The organism is Flexivirga caeni (genome assembly GCF_003724155.1).
In the GTDB taxonomy this organism is placed as follows: Bacteria; Actinomycetota; Actinomycetes; order Actinomycetales; family Dermatophilaceae; genus Flexivirga; species Flexivirga caeni.
The window spans coordinates 19,749-36,533 of the sequence record NZ_RJJQ01000002.1 but is presented as its reverse complement, the minus strand read 5'-3'; the positions used below and the strand labels follow the sequence as shown (position 1 = coordinate 36,533).

Below are 16,785 nucleotides of genomic sequence, written 5' to 3'. Positions count from 1 at the left end.
CTAGTGCTCGGCGAGCTGACACGGGGGTAACCATTGGGTCTGCGCCGCCGAACTGTTATCTGGCCGTTGTTCTGGGGTTTGTGTGCCACGCTCGGGCTCGCTCCAGAGCCGCGGCGATCCACGGTTCTTTCGCCGCCGGGTACGCGCGCCGGTCGGCCTCGGTGCGACCCGGATGGAGCCGCGCGATCCGGCGCTTCTCCGCGGCATACGCCTCGCACTCGGCCGGATTGGCGCGCAACCAGTCGCGGAAGAGCAACGCCGCAGCAGCACCTGGACCATCCGCGGGGCGCACATGCAGATGGTGGACGACCGCCGGGTCCGCACCGTTGAAATACAGCTTCTGCCAGCGCGCGGGGTCGGGCTCCCAGGGGTGGACGGTGTCCGACGTCGGGCGGCCCTCGACGAATCCCGCCGCGCGCAGCGCGGTGCGGAACGGCGCGCCGGACGCCAGCTTCAGGTCGTCGACCCGCACTTGCAGATCGATCACCTCCTTGGCCACCAGGCCGGGCACGCTCGTGGAGCCGATGTGGTCGATGCCTTTCACGTGGTCGCCGAGGCCTCCAGCAGCGAGCTGGCGGCGCAGGCGGTCGATCGACCGCCTGGCGAAGCCGGGCCAGGACGGATCGGGCTCGGCCAGCCGGGTCGGCAACGGTCGCCGTACGCCGCGATCGGCGAGCAGGTTGTCGTTGTATGGCGAAAGGCGTTCTCGCCACAGCGTTTCCACCTGATCGAGCAACTCCTCGCGCGTGCCGTTGTTGTCCAGCAGCGCGTCGGCCACGGCATACCGCTGCTCGTCGGTGGCCTGTGCGGCGATCCGCGCCCTGGCAGCATCCGGGGTCATCCCGCGGTCGCGCACGATGCGCTGCGTCCGGGTCTCCGCCGCCACGTCGACGATCACGGCCAGGTGGTGATCCGGCGCGAGATCGCCCTCGACCAGCAGCGGCATGTCGTGCACGACGATCGCGTCGCGCGGCGCCTCGGCGCGTTGCCGCCGGGTCTGTTCGGCGATGCGCGGATGCGTGATGGCCTCCAGATCGCGGCGCGCCGGCTCATCGGCGAAGACGATCGCGCCGAGCGCCGGCCGGTTGAGCGAACCGTCCGGCAGCAGCACCTCGGATCCGAAACGGGCGGCCACCTCGGCGAGTCCCGGGGTGCCCGGCGCCACCACCTCGCGCGCAATCCGGTCCGCGTCGATCACCACCGCGCCGAGTTGCGTCAGGTGCCCCGACACCGTCGACTTGCCCGAGCCGATGCCGCCGCTGAGTCCCACATAGAGCACCACGCGACTCTATCCGCCGCGTGTTTCGCGGACCGAACCCTCGACCGTCGCGCCATCGGGACACCCCCGGCCCGGATTCCCGTCCCGAACCCTCGACCGTCGCGCCTTCGGGACACCCCCGGCCCGGATTCCCGTCCCCAAAGCCCGACCGTCGCGCCTTCGGGACACCCCCGGCCCGGATTCCCGTCCCCAAAGCTCGACCGTCGCGCCTTCGGGACGCCGAAGGCCCCCGGAACCCATGAGTTCCGGGGGCCTTCGTGGTGGAGCTAGCTACCTCAGTTGCCGGTGAGCTTCTCGCGCAGGGCGGCGAGGGCCTCGTCGGAGGCGAGGGTGCCCTCGGCCGGTGCGGCCGGGAGGCTGCTGCTGCTCGAGGACGAGCCGCTGTCGCTGGACTCCGAGGAGTAGGAGGTCCCGCCGGTGGCGGCGGAGGCCGCAGCCTCGGCGTCGTCCTTGCGAGCCTGCTCAATCTGCGCCTGGTGCGCCTCGTAGCGGGCGTGCGCCTCGGCGTACTGCTTCTCCCACTTCTCGCGCTGGGTCTCGAAGCCTTCGAGCCATTCGCCGGACTCCGCGTCGAAGCCCTCGGGGTACTTGTAGTTGCCCTGCTCGTCATACTCCGCGGCCATGCCGTAGAGGGTCGGGTCGAACTCGGTCGCGGCGGCGGCGTCGTCGTTGGCCTGCTTGAGGCTCAGCGAGATGCGACGACGCTCCAGGTCGATGTCGATGACCTTGACGAAGATCTCCTGGCCGACCTGGACGACCTGCTCCGGCAACTCCACGTGGCGCTCGGCCAGTTCGGAGATGTGGACCAGACCCTCGATGCCGTCCTCGACACGCACGAACGCACCGAACGGCACCAGCTTGGTGACCTTGCCCGGCACGACCTGGCCGATCGCGTGGGTGCGCGCGAAGTGCTGCCACGGGTCCTCCTGAGTCGCCTTCAGCGACAGGGAGACACGCTCGCGGTCCATGTCCACGTCGAGCACCTGGACGGTGACCTCGTCGCCGACCTCGACGACCTCGGACGGGTGGTCGATGTGCTTCCAGGACAGCTCCGAGACGTGCACCAGGCCGTCGACTCCGCCGAGGTCGACGAAGGCGCCGAAGTTGACGATGCTGCTGACCACACCGGACCGGACCTGGCCCTTCTGCAGCTCCTTGAGGAACGTGGTGCGGACCTCGGACTGCGTCTGCTCGAGCCACGCGCGGCGCGACAGGACCACGTTGTTGCGGTTCTTGTCGAGCTCGATGATCTTGGCCTCGATCTGCTTGCCGACATACGGCTGCAGGTCACGGACCCGGCGCATCTCGACCAGCGATGCCGGCAGGAAGCCGCGCAGGCCGATGTCGAGGATCAGGCCGCCCTTGACGACCTCGATGACGGTGCCGGTGACGACGCCGTCCTCTTCCTTGATCTGCTCGATGGTGCCCCACGCGCGCTCGTACTGCGCGCGCTTCTTGGACAGGATGAGGCGGCCTTCCTTGTCCTCCTTCTGGAGAACCAGTGCCTCGACCTCGTCGCCGACCGCCACGACCTCACCCGGGTCGACGTCGTGCTTGATGGACAGCTCGCGCGAGGGAATGACGCCCTCGGTCTTGTAGCCGATGTCGAGCAGGACCTCGTCCCGGTCGACCTTGACGATGACACCGTCAACGATGTCGCCGTCATTGAAGTGCTTGATCGTCGCGTCGATCGCGGCGAGCAACTCCTCCTCGGACCCGATGTCGTTGATAGCGACCGGGGAGGTGGTGGTGGCAGTCATGTAGTAGGAAACCTTTGGTGGACAATAGACATGGACAATTGGTTGGTATGGCGAAAACCCGCCGACCAGGGCCGACGCCACGCCATACACGCACATGTGTGCGCGGGGTAATCCTATCGGGCCGTCCACAGGTGGGTCAAAAGGGGTCGGCGACGGCGAGGAGAAGCGGGTCGATGGACAGTTTCGGGGTCGGGCGACGGGATGCGTCGGCGGACGAGACACGGGCCGCCAACCGGGACTGGTGGGACGCCGAAGCGGTGGCCTACTACGCCGAGCACGGCTCCTTCCTCGGCGACGCCGACCTGGTCTGGGGCCCCGAAGGGCTGACCGAGGCCGACCTGCATGTGCTGGGCGACCTGGCCGGCCGCGACGTGCTCGAGATCGGCTCGGGGGCAGCGCAGGGCGGGCGGTATGTCGCGGGCCTCGGCGCACGCGTCGTTTCCACCGATCTGTCGCTCGGCATGCTGCGCCAGGCGCAGGCAATCGACTCCGGATCGTCCGCGCCACTCCCCCTTGCCCAGTGCGATGCGGCCGCGCTGCCGTTCGCGGACGCATCGTTCGACATGGTGTTCACGGCATACGGCGCCGTGCCGTTCGCAGCGGACAGCGGCGCGATCATGCGCGAGGCCGCACGGGTGCTCCGCCCGGGCGGGCGCTTCGTCTTCTCCACCACCCACCCGGTGCGCTGGGCTTTCCCCGACGCGCCCGGAGCCGAGGGACTGGTCGCCGACCGCTCGTATTTCGACCGCACGCCGTATGTCGAGGAGGGCGACGACGGCGTCGCCACCTATGTCGAGCACCACCGCACGCTCGGCGACCGGGTCCGCGAGATCGTGGCCGCGGGCCTCGCCCTGGTGGACCTGGTCGAGCCCGAGTGGCCGGACCACAACCGTCAGGTATGGGGCGGCTGGTCACCCACACGCGGCCGCGTCATACCCGGCACGGCGATCTTCGTGACCGAACTGCCGCCCTCCGCTCTACAGAGCGCGCGATCTGCATAGCCGGTGGCAGTATGGCGAGCCGCCCGCTACTCCTCGGGCCGGTTCAGCAGGTCCGCGACACCGCCGCCCTGGGTCTCGTCGTCCGAATCGTCGTCCGAATCGTCGGACTCCTCGGTGGCCGCGGGCTCGTCCGCACGACTCTCCGCCGCCTCGGACCGGGCGGCTCCACGGCCCAGCAGGAGGGCCATCACGATTCCGCCGATCAGCAGGAGGATGCCGAGGATGCCCAGGATCCACGGGGCGATCTTGAGCGCCTTCAGCTGGGCGGCTTTGCCCTTGTAGTCGTGCACGTTCTGCGTGACCGTCGCGTTGTTGAAGACCGAGGACGTCTTCAGCACGTTGACCGACTTGCCGGTCTTGACATCGGTCAGCCACTGCTGCTGGTTCTCGCGGACCTTGATGAACGCGCCGGTCTCCGGTTCGACCCAGATCGTGCGGTCATTGGCGTAGCTGTAAGTCGCCTTCACACCCGGGCTGTTCTGTGCCCCGCCGAAGAGGAACCCAGGCACCTCCTTGGCAGGCGAGCTCACGAGCGGCTGGCGCGGGACCGTGCCCTCGAAGCGGTAGACGGTCAGTCCGTCGATCGTGTCGGTGCCGGCGTACTTCATCTGCATCGACCTCTCGATCGACACGTCCCAGTAGGGGTAGGTCGTCTTCTGGGTGCCGAAGGGGAACTTGACCGTGTAGCCCGTGTGCTCGATGGCCTTACCGTTCTCCGAGTCACCGGACCACGGGATGACCTTGCCGGTGTGCCGGTTGACCGCGAACTTCTCGGTGAACGCGGTCTGCGCGGTCTTGGTCTGCGGGATCGAGGAGTACTGCCACTTGCTGAAGATCACCGAGTTGTGGCCGAACTGCTGGCTCTGCTCCTTCTGCCCGACCGCACCGATCGTCGTGGTCAACGTCGTGTGGTAGAACTTCAGGCTTCCCGCGTCGAAGATGTAGGCATTGTTGTCGACAGCGACTTGCTGGGAGTTCTGATCGATCGGGATGACCGCCAGCTTGTCGAAGGCGTAGAACTTCAGCAGCAGCGCCATGGTGATGAAAAACGCGCCGAAGCCGATGACGATCGCGGATTTCCGCACGGTCTGAACCTCCGGGGTGAACTGGAACTTACCGGACAGTAGCATCAACCGTGCGACTTGTGTCACACCAACGGCGCGCGACCCTCGAACAATCGCCTGCGGACCGTTCGCCAGGGCGTTTCGGCGGCGTCGACGAGCACGGATCCGGTCCCCGCCTCCCGCGCGGCGGCCGCGTCAGACGGCATGTCGCCGAGCAGCACGGTGCGCGACCACGCGGCCCAGGAAGCCCTGCGCAACGCCTCCCGGACGAGTCCGCCGCGCGGCTTGCGGCACCTGCAAGTGCCCGCGGCGTGCGGACATACCTGGATGCCGTCCAGGTGGGCGTCATACCGGCCCAGCTCGGCGATCAGCCGGCGATGCACGGCGCGCAGCTGGTCCGCGCGCAGCGCGCCGGTGGCCAGCCCGCGCTGGTTGGTGACCAGCACGACGCAACAGCCGGCCCGGTTGGCGGCGGCGACCGCAGCGCCGGCCCCCGGCAGCAGCACCAGGTCGTCCGGATCGGTGACGTAGCCGTCACGGCGCACGTTGAGCGTGCCGTCGCGATCCACCAGCACCAGGTCGTATGGCGCGCCGGTAGCACCGGCCGGTCGCTCGATCGGTCCGCGCTCCTGGCCGAGCAGCTCGGCGTCCCCGAGGCACGGCCGGCTCGTGCCGATCGCTACTCCTGGCACACGACGTCGACGGCCTCACACCACACGTGGGTCCACAGCAGGTGGACCTCCTGGATGCGCGGGGTCTCACCGGACGGGACGACCAGCACGTGGTCGGCCCGGCCCGCCAGACCGGTGCCCTGGGTGCCGGTGAGCGCGATCGTCAGCAGGCCAATCTCGTGCGCGAGCTCGAGCGCCCGCACGACGTTCTTGCTCGTGCCGCTGGTCGACATTGCCAGCAGCACGTCGCCGGGCCGGCCGAGGGCAGCGACGCCGCGGGCGAACGTCTCGTCATACGCATAGTCGTTGGCGACCGCAGTGATCGAGCTCAGCGACTCCGCCAGGTTGACCGCGGGCAGCGGCGCGCGATCCAGGATGCACTTGCCGATGAACTCGGCCGCGACGTGGCTGGCGATCGCCGCGGAACCGCCATTGCCCGCGACCAGGAGTGTGCCGCCCTCGACCAGCCGGTCCAGCAAGGCGGTGCCGGCCGCGTCGACCTGGGCGGCCAGGGCGGGCTCGGCGAGCGCCTGCGCCAGCTGCGCCCACGCCGTGACGCCGAGCTGCCGGCGTTCGGCGACCGCCGGCCCCCGATGTTCGGGCGGAACCTCGTGCAACGCGTGACCGTGCGGCATCAGTGCTGTCCTCTCCAGGTGGTGACCCCGTGCTCGCTGAAAGTGATCTCCGACAGGGTGAGGCCGAGCGCGAGCAGCTCCCGCGCGACGATGTGCCGGCGCTCGAACTCGCACACGAACACCAGGTGTCCCCCGCCGCCGGCGCCGGTCACCTTGCCGCCGAGCGCCCCGCAGCCGAGTGCCGTGGTGACCGCCTGGTCGATGAGCGGCGTCGAAATGCGTTGGGACATCTTGCGTTTCTGCGACCACGCCTCCCCTAGTAGCCGGCCGAACGCGTCGACCTCGCCGCGGACCAGCGCGACCTTCATCCGCTCGGCGAGTTCTTTCTGGGCGCGCAGGCCTTCCAGCGCCTCGGGGTTGCCTGTCTCGTAACGGGATCGCTGGTCCTCGATGATGTGGTCGCTGACCCGGGTGTTGCCGGTGAACGCCAGCAGCATGTTGTGCTCGAGCTCGTGGACGGTGTCGTCGCGCACTCGCAGCGGGTTGACGATCACCTCGCCGGGTTTGAACTCGAGATAGTTGAAACCGCCGAAGGCGGCGGCGTACTGATCCTGCGAGCCGCCGGGTATGGCGAGGTCCTCGCGCTCCAGCCGGTAGGCGAGTTCGGCCACGTCATACGGGGTGAGGTCGAGGCCGCAGTGCTGCGCGACCAGCCCGATCACCGACACCATCACCGCACTGGACGAGCCGAGCCCGGACCCGGGCGGCGCCTGCGTGTGCAGGAACAGGTCGAACCCGCCGGACGGCCGTGCGCCGTCGATCTCCCGGACCCGGTTGATCGCCGCCTTCGGCAGGTCGAGCTTGCCGTCGTATTCGACCGGGTCGTCGATGCCGAAGCCGATCGAGGTGCCGTAGTCGAGGGACTGCACCGTCACCTGGCCGTCGGTGCGCGGCCGCAGCGTGCCGAACGCGAACGACGAGATCGTTCCGGACAGGACGGCTCCCCCTTCGCGCTCCGGGAACGGCGACACGTCGGTGCCCCCGCCGGCGAACGAGATCCGCAGCGGCGCGCGGGCGCGCAGCACCGGACGGCTCAGGTCGACCGCGCCGTCGGCCGGTGGCAGATGATCGCGTGCTGTCATAGGTGCGGTGCGGGCCCTTCCGAAGGTGCGTGCGGAGAAAATCTACTGCAGAGTAGCTGCCGGGTGACCCGAAGAGCAGAGGAGGTGCGATGGCGCGCTATCGGCTGATCGACGGCCTGCGCGGGCTGGCGGCGCTGCTCGTGCTGCTCTCGCACGTCGGCTTCTGGACCGGCGCCGACAACCTGGATCTGTCCGGCGGGCTGCTCGCACGCGGCGACAGCGGAGTCGCCGTCTTCTTCGCGATCAGCGCGTTCCTGTTGCTGCGCCCGTGGCTCGCCGCGGGGGCGACCGGCGCGCAGCCGCCCGCCATACGCACCTATGCACTGCGCCGGGCCGCCCGGATCCTGCCCGCCTACCTGATCACGTTGGCGGTCGTGCTGCTCGTCGCGGGCACATGGGGCGCGGTCGGCGGGGGCGGCATCGGCGGCCCCGGGAAAGTGCTCGCGCACCTGCTGCTCGTGCAGGGGTATGCCGACACGTCATACCAGTCGTTCAGCCAGACGTGGAGCATCACCACCGAGGCGACGTTCTATCTGCTGGTGCCGGTGATCGGCACGGCGCTCGGCCGGCTGCTGCGGGCATCGGCCCGCCGGGTGTATGCCGTGCTGGCCGGCGTCGTCCTCATCGGACTGGTCAGCCAGGCCGCGACCGCCGCCTGGACCCGGCACGCACCCGCGACGCACGCCGGGGTGCTCGGGACCAGCGTGATCGGGCACGCCGCGTGGTTCGCGGCAGGTGCTGCGCTCGCCGTGGCGGTGCAGACGGGGGCACTGCAGCGGCTGCGCTCCGTGGGCGTGGGCACCTGGCTCGCGGCCGCCGCGGTCGTCTACCTCTTCGCGTCCAGCGGCATCGCCGGGCCGCGCGACCTGCTGGCCCCGACGATCGCCCAGGCCGTGACGAAGGAGGCGCTCTACACGCTGATCGCCGGCCTGCTGCTGCTCGCCGCGGTGCGCGGTCCGTCGGACGAACGCTGGCAGGCCCTCGCCGGCTCCTCGGTGAACCGCTTCGCGGGAGACATCTCCTACGGCGTCTTCCTCTGGCACGTGCTGGTGCTGCAGGTCATCTACCGCGCCTCCGGCTGGCAGCTCTTCACCGGGCCGCTGTCCGCGGTGCTCTTCGCGGTGCTGGTCTTCAGCGTGCTGATCGCGTGGGCGTCGGCGTCCCTGGTCGAGCAGCCGGTGCTGCGCCGCGTGCACCGACGCACTCGGCGAGCGCCCGTGCCAGCGCCGCCAGGGTGACGGTCGCGAGCAACTGACCGGCGATCGCGCCGGCCGACGAGGCATCGACGACACCGAAGAACGCCAGCGCGACGCAGGACGCGACCAGCGCACCGGCCGCGACGTGCCGGAGCAGAGGGCGCGGGACCGCCGCGGCAATCAGGCCTGCGACCGCGCCTGCCGGGCCGGCGACCAGGAAGCCTGCGACGACGGCGGATGCGGCACCGGCGAGGCGGGTGGGGCGGGTGGGTTCGCTTGCGGCACAGGCGGATTTGGAAGAGTCCGCCCCAACTCGGAGGTGGCGCTCACGGCGGCACGCCAGCGCCGCGACCAGGAAGGTCAGCAGCAAGGCCAGTGCCAGCAGCCCGCCGAGGAGCAACCCGAGGCGCTGCGGTGTCGTCGGGGTGAAGCGCATGGTCACCGTTTCGGCAGCGGTCCCGGTGACCCGGAAGCCCTGCCGCCACCCGTCGACCTCGACCGGCTGCAGGGCATGCCCCGCGCTGTTAGTCGCGTGCCACCCCGCGTTGAAGCCTTCGCTCAACGCGACGACTCCCGGCGTGCCGGCGGTGAGGCGCACGACTCGCCGGCCGGAGTCTCCGGACACGGAGCTGACGGCCCGGGTGGTGCCGGCCGGTGCCGGCGCATGCCCCAGCAACGCGAGCTGCGGGGTGAGACCGGATGCGCCGGAGATGGTGATGGTTCGCTCCCCCGACACTCCACCAACGCCCACGGCACAGGTGACTGCTTGGACCAGCGCGCCGGTGCGGACCCCGCCGGTTCCGTTGAGGCGCAACGGCATACGAGTCAGCGCGCCGTCCGCGGAGCGAACCGTGATCTCGCCGGCCGCACCGCACGTCGCCGGGACCGCGGCACCGGTCGCGCGCAACCACACCGTGCCGCCGAGGCTGCCCGCGCTGGTCAGGTGCACCTGCCGGGTGAGGCTCGCGCCGTCCTCGGGGAGCCGGGTCAGCAGCAGCGCCTGCTTCGCTGGGTCGACCTGCTGCGGGACATCGATGACCGAGCCGAGTCTGGTGCCGGGCAACGACATTTCGGCGACGCCCAGCACCGGGTCGATCGCGCCGGCCGGGGCGTACAGGCGGACCTCGACGGAGGTCGCGTCGCTGGCATGCACCGGGATGGTGAGGGTGCTGCGCCCGTCCACCGCGACCGAGACCGTTCGGCCACCGGTGACCACCTGCACAGTGGCGGGCAGAATGGCGTGCTGCGCCGGTCCCGCGAGCCGCAGCCGGACCTCGCTGATCGTGGTGCGCGGCAGCGTGCCGCGCAGCCACGCCGACGGCCGGTGGTCCCCGGTCAGCCACGCCGTGTCGTTGTCGCCGTCGAACGCGGACGCCGCCCCGTCCCGGACCCCCAGGTAGTGCGCGGCGAACGGGTCGGCGGCGGACGAGGAGACCTGCACATCGGTCCAGCCGATCCATTCACGCGCCGGCTGGTCGGCCGGATCTGTCGCGGGCGGCAGGTCCTTCGCGCCGATGCGGGTCGGCTCCGTGTCGTCTCGCGTCAGCACCGGACTGTACGCGAAAGCCGTTGGTACGCCGTTGTTGTAGGCCCGCCACGGCATCGTGTCGGTCACCACGTCCGCGTCACCGGACGGGCTGCCGTCCAGTCGCAGCCACTGGGTCGGTGAGAGCGCGCCGGCGGCATACAGGGCGAAGAGGGCTTCGGGTCCGCCGGCGACCGTGAGCGGCGTCCCGCCATAGACGGACGCGCCCTTGTCCGGCGAGGTGCCCACGTCATACACCGTCAGCGCGGACGTGCCGCGACCGAAGGTCGCGACCGCGCGGAAGCCGGGTGACGACTGCAGCGTCCGCTGCTCGGCCTGCCACGGTCTCGCCTGCACGGAGGCCGCGAGGTCGCGGCGCAGGACGATGCGGGTGATGCCGAGCCGGGCGAGGCCTGCCGCGAGCGCCGGCTGCGGCTGCCCGGTGGCGGCGAGTTGGTCGACCATGTCCAGGATCCGGGTCGAGCCCGGGATGCCCAGCGGCGCTGCTTCGCGCGTCACGATCGGCGACGTCGCGATCGCCGAGAGCGGTTCGTCGGTGGTGCTCCCCCACGTGTAGGTCGGCGTCCGCGAGTTGGGCAGCAGCATCGTGGAACCGCCGGACGTCTTTGCGGCAGAGTCGATTTCGTGAGCGACCTGCGTCCACTGAGGCGGTATGGCGCCATACGCGTCCGCCGCACCGACCCGCCCCTGCCAGATCGGTGTCGCGGCGACCGCGACGGCAAGGGCGATCAGCGCCGGCACGAAGCGATCGCGCGCCCGGGTCGATGAGGCAACGCGCTGCACCACGGCGGCCAGCCCGATGACGAGCGGCAGCCGCAGGATCGGGTCGGCCTTGTGCACATTGCGCAACGGCGCGAGTGAGCCGTCGAGCAGGGCACGCACCGGCTCGGAGAGCGGGCTGCCGACCGTGCCCCCGTGACCGAGGCTCATGAAGAGCACGGCGCCGACCGCGCAGCAGAGCAGCCAGCGCGCCAGGTGCCCCCGCTGCCGCAGCAGCCCCCAGCAGCCGACCGCGGCCACCAGGCCGGTGGCGATGATCGCGGTGACCGATTGCGCGAGCACCCAACCGCCTTGCCAGACAGGGTGATCCGCGCTGTCCAGAATGTAGGCGATCCAGTCGTCCGCGCCGCGGAAGACGTTCGGGACGGACGTGACGGCGGTGGTGATGGACGCTGTCTCGATGTAGTCCAGGAACGGGTAGGCGTAGCGGCCGAGCACCAGCAGCGGCAGCAGCCACCAGCAGGCGCCGAGCAGCACCGCGACCAGCCACAGCGGCAACCGGCGCCACCCGGCCGCGGACGTCAGCAGGAACAGGAACGGCAGCGCCAGCACGATGCCGGAGGCGGTGGCGTTCACCCCGCCGAGCGATGCTGCCAGGACTCCCGCGAGCGCGACGGAGCGGATCAGCTCGCGCCGCCGCAGCTCCCGGCGGACCAGTGGCAGCACGACGATGACCAGCCAGGGCGCGAGCGCCATCGGCCAGGCCTCGATCGAGATGACCGGCAGCACGGTGAGCATCCGCGGTGCCAGCGCGTATGCCGCCCCGCCGGTGATCGCGGCCAGCGGTCCCGCCACGCCCAGCCGGCGGATCAGTTGCTGGGCACCGAGGAAGGACACGGCGAGCAGCAGCGTCCACCAGATCCGCTGGGTCGCCCAGGCGGGGATCGCGAGCGACCGGCAGATCCCGAAGACCGGCCCCATCGGGAAGAGGTAGCCGTAGGCCTGGTTCTGCAGCTCGCCGAGTCCGGCGTGCGTGTTCCACGCGTCCAGTGAACGGCCCAGGTACCGCCACGGCGTGATGGTCAGGTCGATCTTGGTGTCCGGCTCGGTGCGGCCCGGCGACACCAGCCACGGCAGCAGCACCAGCACTGCCAGCATCAGGGCGAGCTGGATGCGCTCCACCGGATTGCGCATCGGCCGCGCGGCCGGTGCGTCATACCGGCCGGTCATCGGCGCCGCAGGATCAGCAACAGGTTCCAGGTGACGACCTCCCGCAGCCCCGGCACGCGCAGCAGGTGCCGCGCCAGGTCGGGCAGGTAGCGCGGCCGGGCGACGAGCACCTCGACGTCGGGCTGCTCGTGCGCCCAGTGCAGGCCTTGCGCGACGCTGACCCGGAAGAGCGTCTCGCCGACGGTGTTTTTCGGCGGGTGACCGTGTGCGCGGGTGTAGCGGCGGACGGCGCGCGCCCCGCCGAGCCAGTGCCAGGGCGACGTCTCGTGGCCGCCCCAGGGCGACAGCCAGTTGGTGTAGGAGAGGAAGACCAGGCCGCCAGGCCGCACGACGCGGACCATCTCGTCCGCCGCGCGCTGCGGGTCGCGCACGTGCTCCCAGAGGTTGCTGCTGAAGACGATGTCGACGCTGCGGTCCGCGAAGGGCAGCGCGGTCGCCGTCGCCACTACCCCGCCGTCGTGCACCGATGGCACCGACAGGTCGTGGTCGATCGGCACGTAGGTCGCGCCGGCCGCCCGGAAGGCGTGCGCGAACTCCGCCGGACCGGCACCGACGTCGAGCACCCGTGCGCCGTCGAGCGTGGTGAACTCGGTAAGCAGCTCGCAGGAATCGCGGGCGAGCGCGCCGTAGAAGACCTCCGGCTCGGTCTGCTCGACGAGGAAAGCACGGAAGAGCCGCACCGAGCGCGCCAGTCCGCGATCCATCAACCGGCCTTCCGGGCGGTCAGGTGCAGCGTCGGCCGCAGCCTGGGATGTATGGCGCGGGCGCCGAGCACCACGGGTGCGCTGGCGAGGCCGGCCAGCAGCACCGGGCGCTGCGCCAGCACCCCGTGCGGGCGGGGCCGCGGCCGACCGAGCCGAGCCAGGCTGGCGACGTCGGTCACCAGGCTGTCCAGGGCCGGCCGAGTCACGCGCACGTCGATCAAGCCTACGGACTCGGCCGCCCGGCGCAGGCTCTCGGCCGTGAAGAACCGCACATGCGTGGGGTCTTCCAGCATCCACCAGGCTGCGCCGTAGAGCCGGAGCCCCGCGCTGTCACCGGCCGGGGTGAGGAACTGCACGCGTCCGCCCGGCCGCAGCAGCGCTGCCGCGCGCTGCAGCGTGCGCAGCGGGTCCAGCACGTGTTCGAGCACGTGGATGCCGTAGACGAGTTCGACCTGCTCGGCCGGCTCGCGCAAGTCCTCGATCGGCGCCGTGTGCAGCGTCCCACGCGACCGCACGACGGGGTCGATGCCGACGGCGAGCTGGTCCGGGTCGGTGCCGGCGATCGTCGCGCCGGTGTCCAGGAAGCGGCGCAGCAGCGACCCGGCGCCGAAACCGATTTCGAAGACCGAGTCGGGCGTGCCGCCTGCGGTGAGGGTGCGGTAGGTGACGGCGAGGCGCCATGCGTCGAGCGTCGGCTCCCCGCCGTAGGCGTGGTCGCGATGGCCGGCCGGCGCGTCCGGGAGCGTGCGGGTCAGGTGTCCGCAGGAGGCGCACTGCCGCAGCGAACCGCCACCGCGCAGCGGCAACGGCCTCGTCATACCCCCGCAGATCTCGCACCGATCTTCGCCCGGAGGAGCAAACACGCTGGGCCTCCAGTTACCAACGAGTAGCAATCGGCGTTACTGTACCGGGTGCCCGGACGATGTGTCCGGCGTCACTCGACCGACTGGGGAACTTCGTGCGCGCTCGCCCTGCCGAGACGGCTTCGCAGCTGCGGGTGCTCTATCTGTCGTGGCGCGACCGCCAGCATCCGGAAGCGGGCGGCGCGGAGACGTTCACCGAGCGCACCGCCGAGGTGCTGACCGATCTCGGGCACCGGGTCACCGTCTTCACCAGCCGCTTCCCGGGCGCCCGCCCGGTCGAGGACCACGGCACCGTGCGGGTGCTGCGGCAGGGCGGCCGGTTCACCTGTTACGTCGCCGGCCTGGTGTATGTCGCCCGGCACCGCCGCGACTACGACGTAATCATCGATGTGCAGAACGGCGTGCCGTTCTGGTCTCCGTTGCTGGCCGGATCGCCGGTCGTCAACGTGATGCATCACGTGCACCGCGATCAGTGGAGCGTGATCTTCGGTCCGCGACTCGCCCGGTTCGGGTGGTTCCTGGAGTCGCGCGTCGCGCCGCGCGTCTATCGGAAGTGCCGCTATGTGACGGTTTCCCAGGCCAGCCGTGTCGACCTGGTGGACCTGGGCATCGACGAGGATCGCATCGACGTCGTCTACTCCGGCAACGATCGGCCGACGGCACTCGAGGACGGCCTGGTGGGTGAGAAGAGCCCGACCCCGGTGCTGACCGTGCTGGGCCGGCTGGTGCCGCACAAGCAGGTCGAGACCGCCATCGACATACTCGCCGACCTGTTGCCGGAACACCCGCAGTTGCGGCTGGACGTCATCGGCACCGGCTATTGGCACGACACCCTGGTGCGGCACGCGACGCAGCGCGGAGTGCGTGACCGGGTGGACTTCCACGGTTTCGTCGACGACGGGACCAAGCACCGGCTGCTGGCGCGGTCGTGGCTGATGATGGTGCCTTCCCACAAGGAAGGCTGGGGGCTGACCATCGTCGAGGCGGGTCTGCACGAGACGCCGTCGCTGGCGTTCGCGCATGCGGGTGGCCCGACGGAGTCGATCCGGCACGGCTCGACCGGGCTGCTCGCCCACGACACAGCGGAGATGCGCGAACAGGTCGCCCTGCTGCTGCGCGACGACGAGCTGCGCACCGCGTTCGGCCGGGCGGCCCGCACCCACGCGCTCGCGTTCGACTGGGCCAGCAGCGGCAAGGCACTGGAACTCACGCTCAAGTCGGTGCTCGGCCTGGCTCCGCGCCCCGTGCAGCCCGTCGCCCGTGCGGTACGCCTGCGGACGATCGGCGAGATCCTGGCCGATCGGGCGGAGCAGACGAATGGCGCCGGCGAGGTCGAGGCTCAGCTCGTTGCCCAGCGCTGAATTGAGCTCTTGAGCCGGCCACCCCTGCGGCATATAAATAGGGCGACGATCATGGCGGGGTCACTCTAGGCTGACCGCGAACCGCTCGATGGTCGAGCGTCGGCAGTAACGACCCGAGAGGCGAGTCGTCGTGTGGATCGGACTGCGTGCCGAGCGTATCGCGGAATCCGAGCGACATTCAGTCGGCATCCACCAGACTGATCCCAAAGAAAAGGACATGTTGGCGGATGTGCCAGTGAAGCAGGTCCACGGTAAAGACGCCGCCCATGGGGACAAATTCATAACAGGCCGGGACTCACAATATGAATATAGTTGGCTGCCGTGACGACCACCGAGGAGGCCAAGAAGACTGATGCGCTGTGGCGAAACGGTGATTACGTCCGCCTTGTGACTGGTGAAACTATCAGCAAGTTGGGTAGTTCGATGGCCGCATTCGTGCTGCCATTGATGACCTTGGCCCTGACCGGGTCAGCCGCCAAAGCCGGCGTAGTTGGTGGCGCATCCACTCTGGCTACCGTATTGTTCAGCCTGCTCGCTGGTGCCTTAGTAGATCGGTGGCACCGCAAACTTGTCATGATCACGAGCAGCGCAGTACGTGCACTATTGTGGTCCTCGATCGTTATTGCTCAGACGCTGCACCGATTATCCCTAGCCCAACTCGTCGTCGTGGGCTTTCTCTCTAGTACGATGGCGTCCTTCTTTGGGCCAGCCGAGGGAGCAGCGATCCGCAAGGTAGTGCGAACCGAACAACTGCCAGCAGCTCTATCGGTCAACCAAGGGCGTCAAGCTGCAGCCAATCTCGCTGGCGGTCCACTCGGTGGAGTCTTGTTCGGTATCAATCAGATGTTCCCGTTCACGGCGAACGCGCTCTCGTTCTTCGCATCCGTTGTAGGCGTTGCCAGCGTTCGCCATCCCCTCGGTAAGCCAGAGCGGAAAGTTCGAGAATCAGTCATTGTCAGCATCCGGACCGGCCTACGCTTCGTGTGGTCCCAGCCCGCCATACGTGACATATGCGCAACCGCGGCCATCATCAATTTCGCGCTCACCGGTTTTGACTTCACGATAATCCTGCACCTGAAACGCAACGGCGTGCCGGCAGCGTTGATCGGGTTTATCGGGACGGCTTCCGGCGCGGGAATCGTACTGGGTGCAATGATTGCCCCTAGGGTGCCCAAACGCATACCAACCGGAACGATTTGCGTTGCGCTCGGATGGGTGTTGCTGGTCGCCTACTCGGTAATGGACGTATTTCGCAATTCGCTCCCGGTGCAAGTAACGCTCGTATTCTTCGGGTTGCTGATGGTGCCGATCCTCAACGCTGGACTTCAAGCGTACAGCTTCGCCATCACGCCCGATGAGCTCCAAGGACGCGTGCGTAGCGCTATCAGCTTCATGGCGGGAATTCTGACACCATTTACTGCATTTCTCGGAGGACTCGGACTCGAGTATTTGGGAGCGTTCACGACCCTTTCCATCCTGGTCGTGATATTAGCGACCAGTCCAGTGCTCCTCACGATGAACAAGCACGTCCGCAGCATCCCACTACTGAGCGAAGTAGAACCCGCTGAATGACAATTCTCGAACGGAAGTCGTCCACGGCGCACCAAGGAACCTGGTCGCGATGGTTGTTGTGTCGTGAACGCCATTCCGCGCGTGCGCGGGGGGCGTTGCTC

General features: G+C 69.3%; 13 protein-coding genes. 4 read left to right on the top strand and 9 right to left on the bottom strand.

What is annotated here, in order from left to right:
• Positions 1–55: 55 nt before the first annotated feature.
• Positions 56–1,279, bottom strand: a complete 1,224-nt coding sequence (gene coaE, locus EFY87_RS02530) for a dephospho-CoA kinase (RefSeq protein WP_123270202.1) — start codon at positions 1,277–1,279, stop codon at positions 56–58.
• A gap of 275 nt (positions 1,280–1,554) precedes the next feature.
• Entirely contained in the window at positions 1,555–3,039 is a 1,485-nt protein-coding gene (gene rpsA / locus EFY87_RS02525) for a 30S ribosomal protein S1 (protein ID WP_123269904.1), read from the bottom strand.
• Positions 3,040–3,212: 173 nt separating this feature from the next.
• Here rpsA and EFY87_RS02520 point away from each other — a divergent pair, with 173 nt between their 5' ends.
• Positions 3,213–4,040, top strand: a complete 828-nt coding sequence (locus tag EFY87_RS02520; protein WP_123269903.1) for a class I SAM-dependent methyltransferase — start codon at positions 3,213–3,215, stop codon at positions 4,038–4,040.
• A gap of 26 nt (positions 4,041–4,066) precedes the next feature.
• Here the strand turns inward: EFY87_RS02520 and pgfA are convergent, their stop codons facing one another.
• The 4 genes from pgfA to EFY87_RS02500 form a co-directional block, all read right to left on the bottom strand.
• Positions 4,067–5,125 (bottom strand): cell envelope lipid trafficking protein PgfA, encoded by a 1,059-nt coding sequence (pgfA, locus tag EFY87_RS02515; protein WP_158607476.1) that lies wholly within the window; start codon positions 5,123–5,125, stop codon positions 4,067–4,069.
• A gap of 62 nt (positions 5,126–5,187) precedes the next feature.
• Complete coding sequence (locus tag EFY87_RS02510; protein ID WP_123269901.1) at positions 5,188–5,796, bottom strand: HAD-IIIA family hydrolase; 609 nt, start codon at positions 5,794–5,796, stop codon at positions 5,188–5,190.
• Positions 5,784–6,410 (bottom strand): D-sedoheptulose-7-phosphate isomerase, encoded by a 627-nt coding sequence (locus EFY87_RS02505; protein WP_123269900.1) that lies wholly within the window; start codon positions 6,408–6,410, stop codon positions 5,784–5,786. Before EFY87_RS02505 ends, EFY87_RS02510 begins: the two co-directional genes overlap by 13 nt.
• Positions 6,410–7,492 (bottom strand): GHMP family kinase ATP-binding protein, encoded by a 1,083-nt coding sequence (locus EFY87_RS02500; RefSeq protein WP_245988338.1) that lies wholly within the window; start codon positions 7,490–7,492, stop codon positions 6,410–6,412. The genes EFY87_RS02505 and EFY87_RS02500 overlap by 1 nt, the downstream gene beginning before the upstream one ends.
• 89 nt (positions 7,493–7,581) lie before the next feature.
• On the opposite strand from EFY87_RS02500, the gene EFY87_RS02495 reads away from it, so the two are divergent.
• Positions 7,582–8,730 carry an acyltransferase family protein gene (locus EFY87_RS02495; RefSeq protein WP_123269899.1) on the top strand — a complete coding sequence of 383 codons (1,149 nt, stop codon included), beginning with the start codon at positions 7,582–7,584 and terminating at the stop codon, positions 8,728–8,730.
• Here EFY87_RS02495 and EFY87_RS02490 read toward each other — a convergent pair.
• The 3 genes from EFY87_RS02490 to EFY87_RS02480 are packed head-to-tail and all read right to left on the bottom strand — an operon-like array spanning position 8,624 to position 13,706.
• Entirely contained in the window at positions 8,624–12,184 is a 3,561-nt protein-coding gene (locus tag EFY87_RS02490; protein WP_123269898.1) for an alpha-(1->3)-arabinofuranosyltransferase domain-containing protein, read from the bottom strand. The two genes, EFY87_RS02495 and EFY87_RS02490, sit on opposite strands and share 107 nt — an antisense overlap.
• Positions 12,181–12,888, bottom strand: coding sequence for a class I SAM-dependent methyltransferase (locus EFY87_RS02485; protein ID WP_123269897.1), 708 nt, complete (start codon positions 12,886–12,888; stop codon positions 12,181–12,183). Before EFY87_RS02485 ends, EFY87_RS02490 begins: the two co-directional genes overlap by 4 nt.
• On the bottom strand, positions 12,888–13,706 hold the full coding sequence (locus EFY87_RS02480) for a class I SAM-dependent methyltransferase (RefSeq protein WP_123269896.1): 819 nt from the start codon (positions 13,704–13,706) through the stop codon (positions 12,888–12,890). Before EFY87_RS02480 ends, EFY87_RS02485 begins: the two co-directional genes overlap by 1 nt.
• A gap of 140 nt (positions 13,707–13,846) precedes the next feature.
• Here EFY87_RS02480 and EFY87_RS02475 point away from each other — a divergent pair, with 140 nt between their 5' ends.
• Both EFY87_RS02475 and EFY87_RS02470 read left to right on the top strand, forming a co-directional pair.
• Positions 13,847–15,112, top strand: a complete 1,266-nt coding sequence (locus EFY87_RS02475) for a glycosyltransferase family 4 protein (protein ID WP_245988336.1) — start codon at positions 13,847–13,849, stop codon at positions 15,110–15,112.
• A 321-nt stretch (positions 15,113–15,433) separates the two neighbouring features.
• Complete coding sequence (locus tag EFY87_RS02470; protein WP_123269894.1) at positions 15,434–16,684, top strand: MFS transporter; 1,251 nt, start codon at positions 15,434–15,436, stop codon at positions 16,682–16,684.
• Positions 16,685–16,785: the final 101 nt, after the last annotated feature.